Source organism: Alkaliflexus imshenetskii DSM 15055 (assembly GCF_000517065.1).
Taxonomy (GTDB): Bacteria; Bacteroidota; Bacteroidia; order Bacteroidales; family Marinilabiliaceae; genus Alkaliflexus; species Alkaliflexus imshenetskii.
The window spans coordinates 627,795-647,853 of record NZ_KI912105.1 but is presented as its reverse complement, the minus strand read 5'-3'; the positions used below and the strand labels follow the sequence as shown (position 1 = coordinate 647,853).

General features: G+C 42.0%; 13 protein-coding genes. 8 read left to right on the top strand and 5 right to left on the bottom strand.

The annotated features are described in order from the left end of the window. The first annotated feature begins 8 nt into the window (after positions 1–8). From ALKIM_RS0102820 to ALKIM_RS0102795, 6 genes are all read left to right on the top strand, one after another. Positions 9–1,376: a RagB/SusD family nutrient uptake outer membrane protein gene (locus ALKIM_RS0102820; RefSeq protein WP_026473326.1), complete on the top strand. Its 1,368-nt coding sequence runs from the start codon at positions 9–11 to the stop codon at positions 1,374–1,376. Between the two features lie 403 nt (positions 1,377–1,779). Beyond that, complete coding sequence (locus ALKIM_RS0102815; protein ID WP_026473325.1) at positions 1,780–4,830, top strand: SusC/RagA family TonB-linked outer membrane protein; 3,051 nt, start codon at positions 1,780–1,782, stop codon at positions 4,828–4,830. Position 4,831: 1 nt separating this feature from the next. Then, on the top strand, positions 4,832–6,340 hold the full coding sequence (locus ALKIM_RS0102810; RefSeq protein ID WP_052345281.1) for a RagB/SusD family nutrient uptake outer membrane protein: 1,509 nt from the start codon (positions 4,832–4,834) through the stop codon (positions 6,338–6,340). Between the two features lie 84 nt (positions 6,341–6,424). Next, the gene (locus ALKIM_RS0102805) at positions 6,425–7,063 is read left to right on the top strand and encodes an urease accessory protein UreH domain-containing protein (RefSeq protein ID WP_026473323.1); all 639 of its coding nucleotides are present in this window, start codon (positions 6,425–6,427) and stop codon (positions 7,061–7,063) included. A gap of 210 nt (positions 7,064–7,273) precedes the next feature. Then, on the top strand, positions 7,274–7,504 hold the full coding sequence (gene vap15, locus ALKIM_RS0102800) for a type II toxin-antitoxin system VapB15 family antitoxin (RefSeq protein ID WP_026473322.1): 231 nt from the start codon (positions 7,274–7,276) through the stop codon (positions 7,502–7,504). Further along, positions 7,485–7,919, top strand: a complete 435-nt coding sequence (locus ALKIM_RS0102795; protein WP_026473321.1) for a putative toxin-antitoxin system toxin component, PIN family — start codon at positions 7,485–7,487, stop codon at positions 7,917–7,919. Before vap15 ends, ALKIM_RS0102795 begins: the two co-directional genes overlap by 20 nt. 128 nt (positions 7,920–8,047) lie before the next feature. Here the strand turns inward: ALKIM_RS0102795 and ALKIM_RS17420 are convergent, their stop codons facing one another. From ALKIM_RS17420 to ALKIM_RS19085, 4 genes are all read right to left on the bottom strand, one after another. Next, a complete protein-coding gene (locus ALKIM_RS17420) occupies positions 8,048–9,508 on the bottom strand; it encodes a carbohydrate-binding protein (protein ID WP_044117706.1) in 1,461 nt (486 codons plus the stop codon). Positions 9,509–9,757: 249 nt separating this feature from the next. Further along, positions 9,758–10,108 carry a helix-turn-helix domain-containing protein gene (locus tag ALKIM_RS0102785; RefSeq protein WP_026473320.1) on the bottom strand — a complete coding sequence of 117 codons (351 nt, stop codon included), beginning with the start codon at positions 10,106–10,108 and terminating at the stop codon, positions 9,758–9,760. A 2-nt stretch (positions 10,109–10,110) separates the two neighbouring features. Continuing rightward, the gene (locus tag ALKIM_RS0102780; RefSeq protein WP_026473319.1) at positions 10,111–10,410 is read right to left on the bottom strand and encodes a type II toxin-antitoxin system HigB family toxin; all 300 of its coding nucleotides are present in this window, start codon (positions 10,408–10,410) and stop codon (positions 10,111–10,113) included. A 136-nt stretch (positions 10,411–10,546) separates the two neighbouring features. Beyond that, positions 10,547–14,077, bottom strand: a complete 3,531-nt coding sequence (locus tag ALKIM_RS19085; protein WP_162148787.1) for a pectinesterase family protein — start codon at positions 14,075–14,077, stop codon at positions 10,547–10,549. Positions 14,078–14,483: 406 nt separating this feature from the next. Here ALKIM_RS19085 and ALKIM_RS0102770 point away from each other — a divergent pair, with 406 nt between their 5' ends. Further along, on the top strand, positions 14,484–14,828 hold the full coding sequence (locus ALKIM_RS0102770; RefSeq protein WP_026473318.1) for a type II toxin-antitoxin system RelE/ParE family toxin: 345 nt from the start codon (positions 14,484–14,486) through the stop codon (positions 14,826–14,828). A gap of 5 nt (positions 14,829–14,833) precedes the next feature. Next, a complete protein-coding gene (locus ALKIM_RS0102765; RefSeq protein ID WP_026473317.1) occupies positions 14,834–15,163 on the top strand; it encodes a helix-turn-helix domain-containing protein in 330 nt (109 codons plus the stop codon). A gap of 286 nt (positions 15,164–15,449) precedes the next feature. On the opposite strand, the gene ALKIM_RS0102760 is transcribed toward ALKIM_RS0102765, so the two are convergent. After that, positions 15,450–19,859 carry a hybrid sensor histidine kinase/response regulator transcription factor gene (locus ALKIM_RS0102760; RefSeq protein WP_026473316.1) on the bottom strand — a complete coding sequence of 1,470 codons (4,410 nt, stop codon included), beginning with the start codon at positions 19,857–19,859 and terminating at the stop codon, positions 15,450–15,452. Positions 19,860–20,059: the final 200 nt, after the last annotated feature.

Sequence of the window (20,059 nt, the reverse complement as noted above, 5' to 3'; positions counted from 1 at the left end):
ATTAGACTATGAAAGCATTTAAATATTTATTGTTTCTTATCATCTTTGGAGGTATTATTACTTCATGCGAAGATGAGTTGGATGTATTTCCTAGAAACCAGCTTACGCCAAATACAATTACCAGTGATGACGTTCAACTGTTAATGAATGGTGTTTATGCAACATGGCGAAATCCAATAACGTTCTTTTATTTAAGTTTCCTTACTGAAGATTTATCTTCTGACAATCTTGTATATAGGGCAACTTTCTTTCAACACGGTGAAGTTGATAATAATGCCATTTTAACTAATAATGTACTAACATTACGTTATTATAATGGTCCATATTCTATTATACAGACTGCTAACGATGTTGTTAATTTACTTGAAGTTGCGACAGCAATTCCAGAAGAATCTAAGAAGCTATTAGAGGGTGAAGCACGTTATCTGCGAGCGTATGCATATTACAAGTTGGTTACATTATTTGGCGGTGTTCCCATTATTGAATCAAGAGATCCAGATATGCAAATCGTTCCCAGAAGTTCTGAGGCTGATGTTTGGCAATATATAATCGATGATTTAGTGTTTGCTGTAAATAATGCAGCCGCATATAAAGGCCCAACTCTAGTGTCAAAGGAGGCTGCAAAAGCTTTATTATCGCGAGTGTATTTAATACGAGGGAATAATGGCGAGGCCAAAAGACTAGCTGATGAGGTTATAGCCAGTAATTTGTTTGCCTTAAGTGATAACTATGATAATATATGGGTAAAGGCAAATAACGATAAAGAGCACATTTTTTATATTAACCACACAGCCACAGATGGAACAAACTCTATGGGATTCTTTTTAAGGCATTCAAGTATGGTTGGCAGTGGAAGGGCTGAACTTCCTGTTGATTTGTCTTTAATTGAAGCGTATGAAGAAGGAGATACTCGTAAAGATGCGTCTGTTGTAAATATTCCTACCGCATTTACAAATCCTAGCTGGCAATGGTTTGCAAAGAAGTTTCGTGATCCAGGTGATGGTTCCTCTCCATTTATCGTATCTCGTATTGCAGAGATGTATCTTATTTCTGCTGAAGCGCAGTTCAAAATATCAAATAATTCAACTGACGAAGTAGCTCTTGGGAGAATTAATGCCGTACGTCAGAAACGTGGATTAGCAGCGCTTACTACCTTAGATTTGCATAAAATCATACACGAACGTAGGGTTGAGTTAGCTTTTGAAGGCACAAGATGGACTGACATGAAGAGAACTCCATCTCAATCTAATCCAAATAAATCGATGGCTTTAGTATATCTTGAGTCTAAAGGTCGTACAACACGTGATTTGGTATATCCGATTCCTGATGCAGCTAGAGACGTGAATCCTCTGCTGGAGCAAAATCCAGGTTACTAAGTAAAAGTATTTTTTAAGATTAAGGACTTTGAAACATCTGTTTCAAAGTCCTTTTCTGTCATTGTATTTTCTGTTGGATTAATTTAATTCAATATTTTTCTTGCTAGTTGTACTAAAAAAAGGTGTGTTGGTTGATATTTTATAAAAAATATCAGTGTTTTTGCCAAAAAACGTAAGGAAAACTGTTTTAATTACTCATTTCTTTGTAGATTTATAGTCAATTTAAGTCAGTTTTTTAGTGACTAGTCATTTTTTAAGAGTTTCAAAATATTCTTGAAAGACAAAAAATGAGAGTTGGAAAACTATTCTAAATTGAGTTTAGTATATTTCTTTTGTTGAATATCAGTGAAATGGAGAAAATTCATTTCTATTATCCTATTTATTAATTTAAACCTTTGACTTTATGAAGAAAGTTCTATTGGCGCTTTCGTTCGTACTGGTTTGTGGGCTCACAGCCTTAATGGCTCAGACCAGGACCATTACCGGAACAGTTACCGGGAGTGACGATGGCATGCCCATACCGGGTGCCTCGGTTTTTGTGAAAGGAACCACCATTGGTACCGTAACACAAGTAAACGGCTCTTACTCAATCAACGTACCTGCCGATGCGCAGACGCTTGTTTATTCATTTGTGGGTATGCGTTCACAGGAGCAACCCATTGCCGGAAGAAGCGTAATTGATGTGATTCTCGCAAGTGATGCCATAGCTGTAAGTGAAGTAGTTGTGATTGGCTATGGAACACGATTAAAGGCAGAGTTAACTGGTTCAATAGCTTCTGTAAGAGCATCTGATATTGCAGATAACACTGCACCTACATTTGAGTCCGCATTGCAAGGGCGTGCAGCAGGTGTACATGTTGTAGGAGGTAGTGGAAAACTTGGGCAGGCCGTAAGAACCCGAATTCGTGGGGCTTCATCAATTTCTGCTAGTAACCAGCCTTTGTATGTAATTGATGGTATGCCTGTCCAATCGCAGAACCTTGGTGCAAATAATAATGAACCTACCAACCCTATTGCAGATTTAAATCCCAATGACATTGAATCTATTCAGGTGCTTAAGGATGCGTCTGCTGCTGCAATTTACGGTTCCAGAGCATCTAATGGGGTAATTTTAGTCACCACAAAAAGGGGAAAGCCAGGTAGAACCACATTTAATTTTTCGAGTCAAATCGGGATTAGTGAACCAGCAAATAAAGTGAATTTCTTAAATAGAGCTCAATATTTAGATCTTTTTGAGTTAGCTTACTCCAATGTGGCAGGAGGATCAAATGAACCCTATATTATTTGGGATGATTGGACTGATGCTTTAGATTGGGGGTTAAACTATTGGCGAGATCCTCTCAATCCAAGCGACTTATCACAAGGTCCTGACACAAATTGGGAGGATGAAGCGTTAAGACGTGGATCTATGCAGCAATTTGATTTTAGCGCAAGTGGAGGAAACGAAAAGACACAATTTTATGCAGGTTTGTCCACAGTAGATCAAACTTCCATCGTAAATGGTAATTCTTTCGACAGGATTAGTGGACGTTTAAATTTAGATCAAAAGGCAACTGATAATGTATCTTTTGGTATGAATATGAATTTGGTACGTAGCCGAAACTTCAGGGTAGCTAATGACAATGCATTCTCTACACCTCTGCAAATGGTTGCGCTACCTCCGTTAAACCCAAAGTATAATCCAAATACTGGTGAGCTTAACTCTAATACGTTATACGAGAATGGTTTGATAGTGCGTAAACATAATATGTCGAATACTGAAATTTTCAGGAATTTCGGTAATCTTTATGCCCAAATCAATATTTTACCATCGTTGAGCTTCCGGACTGAAGCAGGAGTAGATTTGTTGAATCAGCGAGAAATAGAGTATCGAAGTCGATTAACCAACGATGGTGGGCCTGAAGGAGAGGCTTATGATCGTTCCGTGAATTCAAAGATTTATAACCTCGAAAGTTTTTTTACTTACAATCAAAAGTTATCGCCTGTTTTAGATCTTAACGTGGTGTTAGGAAATAGTTTGCAACAGGCAGATTTTGATTTTGCTGCAATATCAGCGAAGGGTTTTCCTAACGATAATTTTAAGCGTATTGCAAGTGCCTCTGAAATTACCAATGCTACGTCAAGCGGAACCGGTTATCGTTATAACTCATACTTCTCAAGAGCCAACTTAAAAGTGATGGAGCGTTTTCTTATTGATGCTAGTGGACGATTTGATGGTTCATCACGTTTTGGTAAAGACAATCGTTATGGTTTCTTTCCTTCAGCAGCTTTGGCTTGGATAGCATCTAATGAGGATTTTCTCTTGAATAATGACTTTTTATCTTTTTTAAAACCCAGAATTAGTTGGGGTGTAACAGGAAACTCCGAAATTGACAACTTTGCTGCACGTGGGTTGTATATGGGAAGTAATTATGCTGGTTTGTCTGGTATGGTATCTTCCTCTATACCAAGTCCCGATTTAAAGTGGGAAACCACTACCCAGACTAACGTAGGAGTGGATTTTGGATTTTTTAATAATCGCATAACAGGCGAAATTGACTATTACTTCAAAAAAACAACTGATCTGTTACTAAACGTACAAATACCTGGTACCACTGGCTTTTCAACAGTATACCGTAACGTTGGGGAGATGGAAAACAAAGGGTGGGAATTTGTTCTTAATACCGTTAATATTGAGGGGCCTTTCAGCTGGTCATCAAATTTCAATATTACATTTAATAAAAATAAAATAACGAATTTGGATGGTCAAGTTATTTCTTCAGGCATCTGGCGTGTTATGGAAGGTCAGCCGATTGGTGTCTTCTACACAAAAGAATTTGCCGGAGTTGATCCCACAAATGGAGATGCTTTGTTTTACCTGAATGAAACAGGGGATGAAACAACAACTAGTCTCTCCGCTGCAGCTAATCGTATTGTTGGTGATCCAAACCCAGATTTCTGGGGTGGTTTTACTAACTCATTCCGTTATGCCGGTTTTGATCTAAATGTAATGTTTCAATTTGTTTATGGACATGATATTTTTAATCAAGGTCGACAATGGCAAGCAGATGGTTTTTCTTGGTTTGACAATCAGGTTGTTGAGTTTTATGAAAACATTTGGAGACAACCTGGAGATAATGCAAAGTATCCACAACCAAGATTTTATGAGGGTAATGGATATGGAACCTCTAGCATGTTAATTTTTGATGGCTCATATATTAGGCTAAAAGAGGTTTCTCTTGGATACACAATTCCAAAACGAATTGTTCAGAGAGGTGGTTTAGAGAATGTAAGAGTTTTTGCCAGAGCATATAACTTACTAACCATAACAGATTATCCAGGCTGGGATCCAGAGGCTAGCTCTCCGGGAACAGCTGATGCAACTACTCAAAGCAGTAATATTCGTCAAGGATGGGATTTTTATACTGCCCCTCAGCCACGCACTTTAACCTTTGGTTTAAATATGACATTCTAAGATGAATGCTTTTATTAACATTTTAATTAAGGAGCTTATGAAAAGTTCATGTATATATATGTTTTTAGGGTTGATCGGGTTGGGTCTTGTATCATATTCCTGTGAAGGGTTTCTCGATATTGAGCCACAACAATCAGTTAGTAATGAAACTGTTTACGATAGCCATAGTGGAGTGGTAAATGCCTTGTATGGTATTTATGAACGAATAGCAGGGCCGCAGCTTTATGCTGGTACAAGTGTGTTTCATAGTGATTTAGTAGGAAATTCAGGAGAATTAAGTTGGATTGGTACTTTTCTTGGGTATCGTCAAATGAACTGGAAATCTATGGATCCCAATGATGCAACAATAACCAATAAATGGTTAAGGAGTTATCAGGCTATTGATATGGCCAATAACGTGATTGAGAATCTGGAGGTTGTAAATGAAGGAGACAGAGCACGAGTAGAAGGTGAAGCCAAATTTTTGCGTGGAATCATTTATTTTGAATTGGTTCGCTTTTATGCACTGCCGTATGAGTTTAACCAATCTAATACTCAATTAGGGGTGCCGTTAGTGTTAACACCTACTAAGTCCATAACTAATGAGAATCTTGTTTCTCGTGCAACGGTTGATGCAGTATATGTTCAAATTCTGGAAGATTTGAATGATGCTAAAACTCTTTTAGGAGGTATAGGAACAACTTCTGGTGCTAATGGAGGTCGTGCAACATCTACTGTAGCAGCTGCATTTCTGGCACGCGTATATTTGTCCATGGGTAATTGGGAGGCTGCTGCCAATGAGTCTAATTTAGTAGTTTCAAGATTTGGGGGGTATGCGGCGTTGCATGGTGATCCTCGATCTGCATTTAATAGTGACTCCTATACTTCTGAGGATGTTTTTATGATTAATCAAAACGCCCAGAGTAATGCAGGGCAAAGCAATGATGGAATTACCACTTTTTTTGCAAGTCTACCCGGCTTGGGTCGAGGTGATGTTTACGTTTCGTCCTCATTTTTCGATTTATTTGAATCGCAAGATTTACGTGTTCAAATTACCGATAATCCTGAAATTGGATCAATCTCTGATGTACCATCTATGTTGTATGTGGGGGTTGGCACTGATGCGGGTAATGTGATGTCGAGTAAATGGGGTAAGTATGATGCAAATATTCCCGTAATTCGACTTGCGGAAATGATTTTGACGCGAGCAGAAGCAAATTTCAGAAATGGTTCAAGTATTGGTGCTGAGCCTCTTGCTGATATTAATGCCATACGAACTCGTTCTAATGCTACTGCTTTGGCTACATTAACGTTAAACGATATTCGTGACGAGCGATACAGAGAATTAGCCTTTGAGGGGCATAAACTACATGATTTAAGACGATTTAGAGGTTCTGTAGTTGCTCCGAGTGGTTCTGATTGGGCAGGACAGGTGTTAGAGTGGAATGATGGCAGGCTTGTTTTACCTATTCCACAACGTGAATTAGATGTTAATGAGAATTTGGTTCAGAATGATGCATACATTAACTAAAGATATTGGTTCTATAATTTAGTTAAAACCGCCCTAGAGAACATCTGGGGCGGTTTTTATGTTTTGCTTATAAGTTTATAATCTATGGATTTTCAACTATTACTTGTAACAGCTGCCTCGTTGGGGTTTGTGCATACCATTCTTGGTCCCGATCACTATTTGCCTTTTGTGGCCATTGGTAAGGCTCGTGAGTGGAATATTTCACGTACACTTTGGCTCACGTTTATTTGTGGCGTGGGACATGTTTTAAGTTCTGTTGTGATTGGCATGGCCGGTATTGCCATTGGTTCGCAGGTAGAGAGCCTTATACATATTGAAGATTTCAGAGGAAATCTGGCCGCCTGGGGCTTGATTGCCTTTGGCTTGGCTTACGCAATATGGGGCGTACGGCATTGGTATAGAAAAAAGGAGCATACAGCACCAGATAAAGGGGCACAAAAGAAGATTACCCCCTGGGTGTTGTTTATTTTATTTGTTTTGGGCCCGTGTGAGGTGCTTATTCCTGTGTTGATGTACCCGGCAGCCAATGAGAGCATGGGCGCGTTGATAACGGTGTCGGCTGTGTTTGGCATCAGCACGTTGTTAACCATGTTGGCATCGGTATGGGTGACTGCTTATGGCTTGAGCTTTGTCTCCTTCAAACCAATAGAGAAGTATAGTCATTCAATTGCCGGATTGGTCATCTTCTTTTCAGGGTTGGCCATTGAAGTGTTGGGACTTTAGAGCCTGGTAACCTGCGAACATACGAAGAACGCAGAAGTTTTGGTTGTGCGGCAGTCGCCTTACCAGGTTTATAATCCCATCACTACGTTGGACATACAGATGTTTAAGCTCCTGTTAGCGGTCAGGCTAAGAAGAACAAGAACTTAATGAAAATTGGCTTCTACAATGATAATTTTGTAAATTTGGAGAATAACTAATAAAGCTTGATTAATGAAAACAGCATTGCAAATAGATCTTACATTTGAGCAAATCCTCTCTTTGGTTAGACAGCTTCCAAAACAACAAAAAGTAAAGTTGACAAAAGAATTGGAAAGAGAAGTTATTGACTCAAAGTTGTCACGTTTATTAAAGACTTTTAAAACTAAAGACCTTGACATTAAAACCATAGACGAAGAAGTGGAAAGTGTAAGACAAGAAATTTATGAAAAACAAAAAAGTTAAAGTCATCTTTGACACAAATGTTTGGATTAGTTTCTTGATTGGTAGACGTTTGATTAAAATTAAGCAATACATTTCTGACGGCAGTATAATCATTGTTACTACTGATCAACTTCTGACTGAAATCAAAATTGTAACAAATCGTGAAAAATTAAAAAAGTACTTTCCCAAAGAAAGCGTTAAAGAATTAGTTGAATTATTAGAGACTATTGCGTTAAAGGTTGAAATAAAGCCAACACATTTTAAAAATAGAGACCCCAAAGACAATTTTCTTTTAGACTTGATTGATTATTCGAAAGCTGATTATTTGGTAACAGGTGATAAAGATTTATTAGCACTTAATCCGTTCAAAACAGCAGAAATTTTAACACCGGCAGAATTTGAAAAAGGACTTAGCAAAGAAAGTCTGAACCGTTAGCACGCAATATAACCAATGGCTGGCGCAATGGTAGCTTGAAAAGTTCTACCCCGTACTAAGTTCTGTAACGGCAGACAGGGATGTCGCCCGCATTCTGCCACTGGTCATATTGCAAACCGTAAATACGTTTAATTCACCACCACTTTTTCGGATAATATGCCATCCTGAAGTTCTACGGAGATAATATATACCCCTTTCGCGGTGTGATTTGGAAGGGAGATGTGTTCGTTGTTACCGGTTAGTTGTTTTTGAAAAATCACTCGGCCATCGAGGGTAGTCATCGAGAGTCGGCCGTTCGACAAGTTGATGTCATTTGCATCTATTCGAAATTCGCTGCCAGACAATGGATTGGGATAGATATGTAATGCTTTGTTTAGTGTCTGATTTGGGATGTTATTGGCTACCACAGGACTTATGCGAAACCAGTTCAGATTAAATCCAGCTACCGGAGAGTTGAGACCAAAAGAGTAGCTTCCGGCATTAAGCGTAATGGTTTGGCTGATGGTGGTCCATGTTTGGTTGCTGCCGGTTGATGGTATGTCAAGTGTTGCCAGAAGCATGGTGCCCGAAGCAGCTTCGAAGCGTAGTTTCCCACCCGCGGTTTCCGCGGCTACTCTAAATTCCACTAGGTATTCGCCTGTTTGCGTAATGTTGACTGGATGATAGGCTGCCCAATTTCCTGCAGCATTAAAACGGATGTGTTGACCGCCACCTTCGTCGGTGGTGGGGTGGTCACTAATGCCGTTTGACCAGCCATGGCTTTCGGCTTCTATTTGTAAAGGCTCCATTGGCTCTGGTGTGGTGCCGTTGTCATCACCTTCTTTTTGATATACGCGCACATAATCAACCACCATCTTAGCCGGAAATGCCGTATTGTCGATGGTAGTGCCGGGCCAATTACCGCCAATGGCAAGGTTTAAGAGCAGGAAATGTGGCTGATGAAACTCATCGGTGCTGTTGATGCTGTTGGCAATGCTGGCCGTCCAGAAATGGGTGCCATTCACAAACCACTTGATGTTGTCTTTATCCCACTCAATGGCATATACATTGAAATCGGTCACGTTTACGTCAAAGGAGGTGGCACCTCCGTAAGATGCATAGCCAGAGCCGTTGTGCCAATGAATGGTACCATGGGTTTTGTTATCAGTGTTGATTTGCTCCATGATGTCGATTTCGCCGCAAGCAGGCCAGCCTACTGAGGTGATGCTTTCGCCCAGCATCCAGAATGCGGGCCATGAGCCTTGAAATGCAGGCAGTTTCATCCGGGCTTCAATACGGCCATAGGTAAATGAGGCTTTGCCTTGAGTTTTCATTCTGGTTGATGTGTACTGGCGCGTACCATAGTTCTCCCTTTTAGCTGTGATTACCAACATACCATTTTCCACCGTGGCATTTTCACGACGGTAATACTGAAGTTCATTGTTGCCCCACCCGCAAAGGTTGGGACATCCGTCGCCAATTTCGAATACCCAGTCCTCACTAATGCCGTTGGTGAATTCATCGGCCCAAACCAACTCCCAATCCTGCGAGAAGGTGTTTATTGAAATTAATAGAAATGCAGTGAGAAATGTGAGATAGATTTTTTTCATTTTGGTGGATTTTGAAGATTTGTTACAAAAATTGAATAGAATGTTAATTTTTCAAAATATTCCACCACACAAAAAACTCACTTTTACTGATGAGAGGTAGAATAGAGGCGGTTGGGCGTATAACAATTAAGGGCCTCACTGCTAGTGAAACCCTTAATAGAATGGCTAACGTTAATCTGCTTGATACGAGCAAACAAGAACCTTTAGGTTAGTTTTATATAATATTGATGCACGCCGTTTTTAAGTTTATCAGGACAATAGAATTTCTGCAGGTATCTTCAATTCTTTGTAAAGTGTTTTTATCATACCCAAAGAGAGTCGTCTTTTTTTGTTAAGGATTTCACTCACCCGACTTTGACTTCCAAGATATTTTTTCATATCGGCATTGGTCATTCCCATTTGCTCCATACGAAATTTTATGGCATCAATTGGGTCAGGCGGAGCTATGGGATAGTGTTTCATCTCATAAGATTCAACTAAAGTTACCAATAACTCAAACTCATCACCATCAGGACTATCTTTTTTAGCGCCCCATAATTCTTCAATTCTGCGTAAGGCATCATTGTAATCATTTTCTGTTTTTATTGGTCGAATGTCCATAGTCAAATCGTTTTTGCGTCAATTTTATCGTACTGATTGTGAGTTCCAATGAATCGGATGAAAACCACCTGAAATTCATAGTCAATTGCAACAACCAGTCTGTAATCATTGCCTTTTATGTTGAAAACTATTTTGCCATCTCCGATAATGCTTGCATTTTTGTATTGCTTTTTCAATTCATTTGAGTTTTTCCACTCTGCCGATTTAACATCATGGTACCAAGCTCTCAATGAAACCTCGGAATCAGAGTATTCTGGTTTTTCATAAAACTCTCTTAGAGTTCTAAAGGCAATAATTCTCATAACACAAAGATATAAAATCTTCCCTTAAATCCCAATATGGGATATTGGGTTTGGTTCTAATAAATGGCGTATAACAATTAAGGGCCTCACTGCTAGTGAAACCCTTAATATGTAAAAGCTCAATGGTGTTTCAGAATTATCTGACAATCATTTTGTGCGATTCAGTTTTGTTGGCAAATTGAATTGTCACAATGTAGATGCCGGCAGGAACTTTGAATCTGGCAGGGAATGTCACTTTGCTTTCACGCACCACAACCACACCAGAGGTGCTGGTGATGGTTACAGCAGCCGATGGCATTGAGGATTCAACCACAATTTCACCATTTTGCAGATAACACGAGGTCAGATTTATTTTTTGCGGTTTGATGGAAGTGGCGGCAGATGCCTTCTCTGATACCGGGCTCAGACTTCCGGAAGCACTCACCGAAACAATCTGGTAATCGTGCGATACAGAGGTTGCTTTGAGCGTTTCATCCTCGAAACTGGTTGAGGTGGTGAATCCTGTCACTTCTCCATCTTTAATAATTATGTAACAGATGGAGTATGGCACTGCATCCCAGGTGATTGTGCCGTTGGCAAATTTCACATTCTCTGGTTTTGCGTTGTTCTCAGTCAGCGGCAGGGGCGTCCACTGGTCGTTGCCCGAAAGTACATTGCCGATGGTATATTGCGCGGCTTCTGTGTCGGTAATTACAGTTTGGTAACCCGTACGCGTTTCGCTATTCACCGTGTAGTTGTCGCGGCGGTTGTTCAGGTCTATGGGGTTGCCATTGGCCGTCATGCTGTTGTACTCAGCAAAAAGCGCCGGAAATGCACTCATGTTGCGCCATCCTTCTGCCACGGGGACGAGGTTCATTCGCGTGTTGATGTAAATGGCACGTGCCGCGTTTTGCCAGGGTCGTCCCAGGTGATAGTTGTTGTTTTGAGTGGCAGCATCGCCATCGATGGTGCAATTATAAAACACGTACCCCCACTGGTTGGCAGCCTGTGTGCTTGGCGCTACAATGACGTTGCCGGTGGTTCTGGCTTCCAGATAAAGCAGGCACTCATTGAAAAAGACATCACCGCCACCAAAGATGAAATCAACGGTTCCGTGGATATGGGCCGACTCGTAATACTGTCGACCATTCCCGGTGAGATGGGTGTCCTGATAACCTGTGAGTTTGATGTTTTTGAATGCGCAGCGGTCGCCATACACCTTCATGGCCACCGCTTGTCCGGCATTGATGCCTGCCGTATTCTGTACGGTGAAATTCTCTCCATAGAAATCGTTGGCCATGATTTCGAGCGTCTGGCATGTTGAGGTGGTATAGGTAACGCCGTCAACTGTTAATCCGCTGTAGTAGTTGGATGTAATAACTACGCCATCGCGGCTCTGACCTATGAGGCTCACCTTGTTTTTACCCTGTGGCAATGATGGTCGCTCATTATATACACCATCTTTCACGAAAATTAAAAATGGCGAATTGTTGTTAGCCGGAACAGCGTTGAAAGCCGATTGGATGGTGATGCCATCGCCGGAACCATCTTTGGCAACCACAAAATCAAACAGCTTTTTGATGGGTTCCGGCCTTTCCATTGTTCGGAAGGTGATGGCAACGCCTTCAAAGGTGTTGCCTGCCATATCAGTGATGGCGCCATCGGGCACAAAAAAGGTGTATTCGGTGTTGTAATCAAGTCCGGCGTATTGATATGTGGCCGTTTTTGAGCCAAATAGAGGCGTTAGTACCTCATTGTCGAGTGTGGCATCGCCCTGACCTGCTTTCACGCGCTCATTAAACGTCAACACGATGGAGCCACTGGCCGAAGCACCCTCGAACCCATTGGCCGGAACAGTTGAAATGAGGATCGGCGCTACAGTGTCGTCGGTCACGTTGCTGTCGGCAAAGATGAAAATCTGAGTAAAGGCAGTGCCATCGTTGCCAGTGCCAAGCACAGGACTGTTGGCATCGGCATGCCAGCGCAGATAAATGCGATTTAGTCCTTCGGCTTCCTGGGGCAGAGTGGCATTAAGCGGCTTCCAGCCACTGTTGTAAACATCGGTAAGGTCTACACGGTTCAGCTCATGAAAGTTTTCTCCATCTGTTGACCAGGAGAGAATCTGCACCGAATGCAGTTGGTAGTTGCCACCAGCCAGGGACTTTACTTCAATGTTCTTATATCCGACGGTAGAGAGCGATGCCTGTAAATAACGTTTTTCCGTGGCAAAACTGGCTTCTGCCGTCCAGTAGCGGATGCAGGCAAGACTTGGTGAAAAGCTCCCTGTATTGGCCAGCCAGTTCACCGTTGTGCCATCGGGGCGATAGAGTGAGATGCTGCCCACATTGTCGGTCTGTGCATAGTAATCGCCTGAGCGACCAGTGCGTGGTTCCTGGGTGACAAAATCCCATCCTACAATAAATGGAATTTCATCGAAGGTAGCTGTAAGTGTAATGTCTTCGTTTATCTGTATGATTCGCTCGGTGTTGGTGGTCAAATCTTCCCAGTAGCTGAATGAGGTCACGGCGTTGGGAACCACCTTTAGGTTCACTATCTGGCCAGTCTCATATTTACCGTTTACGGGTTGCGGACTAACCTGGACTTTACCCCATTGGCTGCCTTCAATATTAAGGTTGAACTGGTGCGTAGTCACCGCGTCAAAAATGGCCGAGATGGCTTTATTGCTATCCAGAACTATGGTTCTGGGATTGTCGGTATTGCCATCAGACCATCGGTTAAAGGTATATCCAAATTTACGTTCTACCTGAAGGGTGATTTCAGTGCCTTCGGCGTATTGGTTGTTATCGGTGCGAGGGCTTTGGATGAGTGTACCTTTGATTTGGTCCACCTCTGCAATAAATTCATAAACAATTTGTGACTCGAAGCGAGCCACAATGGAGATGGCAGAGTGGATGCGAAATACAAATAATTCATCCTCAGAAAGTAAGTTGTCATCGGCATCGAACCAGCCCGTGAATCGGGCCTCAAGGACGGGATTTGCCTTTAAGCCCACGGCCTGATTGTTGCGATAGAGCGAAACGATAGGTCGGATGTCGATGGTGCCAAGCGCTGTATTGTTGGATGTCACCTCGAGGGTATGCACTGCTGCATCGGTCATTTTTTCACCTGTAATTACGATATCGGCAATGGCAGAGCGAAAGAGCTGAGGCGTGCCCGTTTCGCGGTAGCGAAGTGTGATGTACACCTGGTCGTCCAACACGCCATTAAACTCCTCCGCCGATACGGCATATTCGTTTGAGAGATTGTCTCGGAGTACCATATCGGCCGGAAACGTTTTAATGGTTGTCCAATCACCGTTTCCAATGCGATAATCGAGGTTCACCTCGCCACGGTTTCCGGTTCCGTTGCCACATAGATAAGAGCTAAGCGCAATATTTTTATAACCGGTGGCATCAAATGCCACATGCCAGATAAGGTCATCGGGATGGGCCAGATGGTTGTTAAATCGCACTGCCGGACGCCCAAATGTGTTGTTGAACGATGTCGCCGGTGTTGCATGTGTGGATGTGAAATAGAAATTGCCGCTTCCGGTTCCGGATGTGTTCGGGAGCATCTGCTCAGGGGTGAGGGCGCCTGAAAAGGTCCAACTCACAATGGTTTCTCTGTCTTGGGCATTCAATAGTGTGACCAATAATGCCAGAAATAAAAAGGAAGTAAACTTTCGCATAATTGATTTGTTTGGCAGTGTTAATAAATGCGAATTTAAGCTAACCAAATCAGCAGCAGGTGTCATGAATTGTTTTAAAAGGTGTATTATTTGATTGGAGCTTAATTTAGAGGTTCCGTAGCCCAGAAATTTTGATGTTTAATACAATTCATCCGATGACTCACATGGTTTGTCTGTAGTCATCGGATGAATTTTACTCTTGTCACCCTTTAGCAGGAAAAAATACGGAGAAAAAGATAAATCTAATCATCTTCCTCAATTATTCAATCTGTCAAAAATCAATACTGTTCGCGTCTAAATCCTGCTTTATAAATTAGTTAGCAAACATAGTGCAGGAAAAAATCCGCATAATAGTTTCCATATATTAGAACTTTCGCTTATGTTTGTTGTTAATAAAATACGATGAATGAAATCGAAATTTGATGTTATTCTACTTGATGAAGTTTGGGAACTATTTGATATTCTTGACGAAAAGACAAAAGAAAAGATTATTTACAACATTGATAAGTCGAAATATTTTAACGACACTGAACTGTTCAAGAAACTTGAAGATGAAATTTGGGAGTTTAGAACCAAATATAACAGAATGTATTATAGACTATTTGCATTCTGGGATAAAACAAACAAGACAGAAACACTTGTAGTTGCAACTCACGGAATTATTAAAAAGACGGACAAAATTCCTAAGACAGAAATCGAGAAAGTGAAAGCAATCATGAAGTTGTACTTTGAACAGAAAAGCAAAAAATAATAACAATGGAAACAACAAAAAAAATAAAAACCTATACCCTTGACGAGCTGAAAGACAAACATCTCGGAAAAATTGGAACTGAGAAAAGGGATAAGTATGAATACGAACTTCGGCTTGACTTATTGGGAGAAGTAATTAAACGCACAAGAAAAGAAAGACATTTGACCCAAACCGAATTAGGAGAAATGATTGGTGTACAAAAATCTCAAATTTCTCGTATTGAAAGAAATGCGAAGAATGTAACAATTGAAACAATTCTGCGGGTTTTTAAAGCATTGAAAGCAAAAGTGAATTTCAATGTAGAACTTATTGATGGAGATTTTAGAATCGCATAGAATAACTAGGTTTGCAATACTACATATAAGGTATTGGCAATAAAGAGATTGCATGAATTTGTGGGTAATTTATGTGCCTCGCATCAGCTTTTGTGTCGGCAGACAAGGACGAAGCCCGCAATCCCCATTAGACATTTAGACTGATAGACAAGATAAGGCTAAGCATTATACAATTCATCCGATGACTCACATGGTTTGTCTGTAGTCATCGGATGAATAGTACGCTTGTCACCCTTTAGCAGGAAACACCGAACATAAATTACTGAAGTTTTGTGCCGCTTTGCAACTATTTATTCACATGCTTACTTGGCAGGTAACCAAACAGTGCTTTGAACTGGCGGCTGAAATATCGGGCATCGGAAAAGCCTACTTTAATGGCAGCTTCAGAAACGTTGTAGCCTTGTGTGAGCAGGTGTGCAGCTATTTTAAGTTTTAACTGGCGCACAAACTCAACGGGGCTAAGCCCGGTTAGTCCTTTCACTTTGTTGTAAAACACGGTTCTACTCACGCAGAGCACATCGGCCAACTGCTCAATGGTAAAATCTTCGGAGTAGTTTTCTTCCACGTAGGCTACTAGTTTTTCCAGAAACTCTTCATCTTTGGAGTTGACTTTTAGTGTGGCCGGATCAATGGTTTTATTGTCTCGGAATTTGGCAATTACGTTGCGTCGCTGATCCACCAGGTTTTTGGTGACAGCTTTCAGGTAGTCGGAGTTAAAGGGCTTGGTGATGTATGCATCCGCGCCAAGTTCCACGCCAGCTATCTGGTCATCAACCGATGATTTGGATGTGAGCAGTACAATGGGTATGTGGCTGGTTGCGAAGTTGTCTTTAAGTTGTCGGGTGAGCTCCATACCATCCATCACCGGCATCATCACATCTGAAATAATTATGTCAGGATTGCGTGTGTTGAGGAATGCAAGGGCCTCCTCTCCATTGGCTGCCTGGCATGTGCTAAAGTCAGGGCTTAACGATTGACAGATGTAGTCCCTTATTTCGTGATTGTCTTCCACCACCATTACCATTGGCTTACCTGGCAATTCTTTCTCGTCAAAGTGTTGCTCCGATATCAACTCCTGAATGTCAGAAGTTTTATCATCGGAGGCCGCGATGACAGTATCCGATGACTCTTTTTTATCTGTCCACACAACTTTTTCATCGTCTAAGAAATGTGCTTTACCTTTGTTGAGACGGAGCGTAAAGGTACTTCCTTTGCCCGATTCAGAGTCCACTCTTATTTCACCATGATGCAGTTTTGCCAGCTCGTTGGATAGGGATAATCCAATGCCCGTTCCGGCCAACTCTTCGCCACTAAGGATGGTGTAGCGGTCAAAAATATGGGGTAGGTTTTCGCGGGCAATACCCCGGCCTTCATCCGAAACTGTGAAATCTATTGTGTCGTCACTCTCTTTGATACTGATGGTCACTTTTTTGTGTGCCTCGGTGAATTTTAAGGCGTTGGAAATCAGGTTGTATATAATCATATCCAGCTTTGATGGGTCGCCCCAAACAAACAGAGAGTTGTTGGCCGACTCAAACCGGTAGTCGATGTTTTTATGATTTGCCAGGGGTGCAAAACTCTCGAAGATGTTACGGGCAAATTCAACGATATCAAATTCAGATACTTTGACCCGCATCCGGTTGTTTTGTATTTTTCTAAAGTCCAGAAGCTGGTTTGTGAGCTGAAGCATTCTTTTGCCGTTACGGCGAATGATATCGAGTTTGGGTTTGTCGGCGTTGTCCAGTCTCTCTTTTCGCAACAAATCCTCGATGGGGCCGATGATGAGGGTAAGTGGCGTTCTGATTTCATGTGAGATGTTTGTGAAGAATCTCAGCTTCATTTCGTTAACACGCCTTTCCACTTTTAGCTCGTTCCTGTATTGGTTTATTTTTGAAACTGTGGAGAAAACGATAATGAATAGCAGCACAAGAAGCACCGAATACGCCATAAATGCCCACTGTGTTTTATACCAGGGCGGCAGGATTTGAATCCGTACAATGCGGTCGCTGTCAATCCATTCACCTTCGCGGTTTGTGGCTTTTACCCTGAAAACATATCGTCCGGGCGATAGATTTGTATATACGGCGCGACGTTCAGAGGTAACCATGTTCCAGTCCTGGTCAAAGTTATCGAGTTTATAAGCGTATTGCGTTTTATCCGGATCCAGATAATCCATTGCAGAAAATTCGATGCTGAAACTTGATTGAAAGTGTCGCAACGTTAACTCATTTGTGTAGGCGATGCTTTTTCGCAGTGGAGAGTCCGAACCAATTGGTACTTGCTTGTTAAATAATTGAAAGTCTGTTAGTTCTACTCTGTTTTGCCATCTGGATCGCGATATTTTGTCGGGGTTAACCATCTCTATACCCAAAAAGCCACCAAAAGCCAGTTTGCCATCGTCTGTTTTGATACAGGTGTTTTCTGAAAAACTGTTGAAATTTAATCCGTTGTTTGAATTGTAAACTTCAAAGGTGTTGTTGGTGGTATTGAGTCTGGAAAGGCCATTTTCTGTGCTGAACCAGATGTGTCCGGTACCATCTTCGAGCATGGCATACACCACGTTGTTGCTCAGGCCATTAATTTGCGTGTATTTGGTGAAATACGCATCCGTATCAGTCAGATTTGTGAGCATGTTCACGCCACCGCCAAACGATGCTGCCCATATCCGTTTCGATGAATCCTCATAGAGGTGGATGATGTCGTTAAGACTTATGGAGTGAGATGTTTGGTCGGCAAAAAAACTCCGGATACGCGGTGTTTGTGTTCTGTCAGGAAAGTGTTCCATCAGGTTTAGTCCATAGCCGGTGGCAATCCAGAGTCTGCCTTGGCTGTCGGGAAGTATATAGCGCACCAGGTTGCTGGAAAGGTCAGAATTCTCCATGGTGAACCTTCGAAACTTATAGCGTCCGTCCAGATTTTTTTGAGCCAGGTTAAAGCCGTTGCCATAAGTTCCAATCCATATTTTGCCGGACTTATCCTTTGCTATGCTATACACGTTTGCATGGCTTAGGCTTGTGGAATCGTTTGCAACGGGTTGGTAATTGTAAAAGGTGATGTCTCTGATTTGATTGTATTGTGCCAGAGGTTGCCTGCTAACCAGGATGCCTTTGCCTTTGGAGCCAAGCCACAGATGTCCGTCATCATCCAACAAAATGGAGTAGATGTTTACACCGGAAAGTATTTCGTTCTGCGTTGTGAATCGGTTGAATATGTGCTCGGTTTTTCCGTTTTGCATCACGTGCAGCCGACCGGCTTTGGTGGCAATCCACATGCGTTTTTGGGCATCCTGAAACAGTGCGCGCACGATGTTGTCCGAAATGTGGTTGAATTCGCCGGCGGGCAATAGATGGTCAAAAGCCGGCTCCTTAAGTATGATGCGTTCCAAACCACCCTGAAATTGGCCAGTTCCCACCCATAGCTGACCCGAGTGGTCTTCGGTGATGCAGAGAACGATGTTTGACGAGATGGAATTGGGATCGCCGGGATTGTTTCTGAAATGGACGAAGCGCTTACTGTTTCTGTCATATAAATTCAGTGCACCTTCGTGTGTGCCAATCCAGAAATTGTTTTTGCTGTCCTCAAAAAACACGTGTCTTTCGGCATCGGGCACTGTGCCCTCCTGTGGGTTGAAGAAGCGAAAATAGGTTGTTTGACGGGTATCTGTTTGCAAACTTGAAATTCCGAAGTTCTCGGTTGTCACCCAAACCAAATCAAACCGGTCTTCATATATCTGGTCTACCTGCGAGCCATGTACTGTAATGGTTTCCCAATTGTTGCGGCGTGCGTTGAATATTTGCAGACCTTGGTTGTACAGTGCAGCCAGAATGGTTCCGGTTTTGGTGATATGGAGATGCGTAATGTGGTTCGATTTTAGTGAAGGGGTGTTTTCCGGATTGGCATACGTATATAGCTGATGGCTTCTTTGGAACTTGAGTATCCCTGCATCCGAAGTTCCAAACCACAGTTCTGTTGCTGTTTCCAGAAATGAGGTGAAGCTGTGGGTGATGAACAAGTGGTCGAAACCAGATCCGGGTTTGTTGATGTTATCCTTTTCCATCAGGTTAAGTCCTTTGCGTGTTCCAACCCAAAGGTTACCGTTGGTGTCTTTTCGCACAAAGGCCACCTGTTCATTGGAGAGGGAGTTGATTCCCCTCGATGTGTAATGCGTTTTTATGTAGCCATGCTCATTTTTGTCATATTTGAGCCTTAATAAGCCCCTGGACTTCATGCCTATCCAGATTTCGTCTTGGGAGTATTGAAGGAAATCACTGAAAATGGCATGTCCTTCGTCATTTCCGGGCAGCAACTCTGCCAATGACCTAAACTGTTCTGTTACCGGGTCAAAGTAGTGGTAATGACCATCATGTGTTTCGAACCAGATGAATCCCCTTCTGTCTTCCCATATTTTCACGATGCGGTTGTGAGTGAAATTCTGCTGACCCCTCTCCTCATTCATGAATACCCTGAACTTGTTCCCGTCGTAGCGGTTCAGTCCATTGTTGGTGCCTATCCACAAAAATCCTTTGGAATCAGATAATACCGACGAAACCGTGTTTTGAGAAAGGCCTCTTGATGTATTAAAATGTTCAAAACGCAGGATGTCCTGCGCTCCGACAGGCCGGAGATTCAGAATAAATAAAACAGTGGATAACGTGGCGACTATATGGTAATATGTATGGAATTTTCTGCTTCGCATGGTTGATAGTTGTGGTATTAAGCAATTCTTGTTTAAAACACCGGGCCAGGTATGGCGTTGTTATTGCCAAATAGTGATTAATGCGTGGTAAGAGGGAACGCTGTTTGGCTCTCTTTTTCGGTCCATATTCTGGTACTGTGTATTTAAATGTTAATATACGAAAAAGAGCATGTAAAAATATCAATTTCTGACAAAGTTCG

Excerpts from the sequence above, each read along its gene's own strand:
- ALKIM_RS19085 (WP_162148787.1), bottom strand. The coding sequence starts at position 14,077 with ATGCGAAAGTTTACTTCCTTTTTATTTCTGGCATTATTGGTCACACTA.
- vap15 (WP_026473322.1), top strand. The coding sequence starts at position 7,274 with ATGAAAACAGCATTGCAAATAGATCTTACATTTGAGCAAATCCTCTCT.
- ALKIM_RS17420 (WP_044117706.1), bottom strand. The coding sequence starts at position 9,508 with ATGAAAAAAATCTATCTCACATTTCTCACTGCATTTCTATTAATTTCA.
- ALKIM_RS0102780 (WP_026473319.1), bottom strand. The coding sequence starts at position 10,410 with ATGAGAATTATTGCCTTTAGAACTCTAAGAGAGTTTTATGAAAAACCA.
- ALKIM_RS0102760 (WP_026473316.1), bottom strand. The coding sequence starts at position 19,859 with ATGCGAAGCAGAAAATTCCATACATATTACCATATAGTCGCCACGTTA.
- ALKIM_RS0102810 (WP_052345281.1), top strand. The coding sequence starts at position 4,832 with ATGAATGCTTTTATTAACATTTTAATTAAGGAGCTTATGAAAAGTTCA.
- ALKIM_RS0102815 (WP_026473325.1), top strand. The coding sequence starts at position 1,780 with ATGAAGAAAGTTCTATTGGCGCTTTCGTTCGTACTGGTTTGTGGGCTC.
- ALKIM_RS0102785 (WP_026473320.1), bottom strand. The coding sequence starts at position 10,108 with ATGGACATTCGACCAATAAAAACAGAAAATGATTACAATGATGCCTTA.
- ALKIM_RS0102795 (WP_026473321.1), top strand. The coding sequence starts at position 7,485 with ATGAAAAACAAAAAAGTTAAAGTCATCTTTGACACAAATGTTTGGATT.
- ALKIM_RS0102805 (WP_026473323.1), top strand. The coding sequence starts at position 6,425 with ATGGATTTTCAACTATTACTTGTAACAGCTGCCTCGTTGGGGTTTGTG.
- ALKIM_RS0102820 (WP_026473326.1), top strand. The coding sequence starts at position 9 with ATGAAAGCATTTAAATATTTATTGTTTCTTATCATCTTTGGAGGTATT.
- ALKIM_RS0102765 (WP_026473317.1), top strand. The coding sequence starts at position 14,834 with ATGGAAACAACAAAAAAAATAAAAACCTATACCCTTGACGAGCTGAAA.
- ALKIM_RS0102770 (WP_026473318.1), top strand. The coding sequence starts at position 14,484 with ATGAAATCGAAATTTGATGTTATTCTACTTGATGAAGTTTGGGAACTA.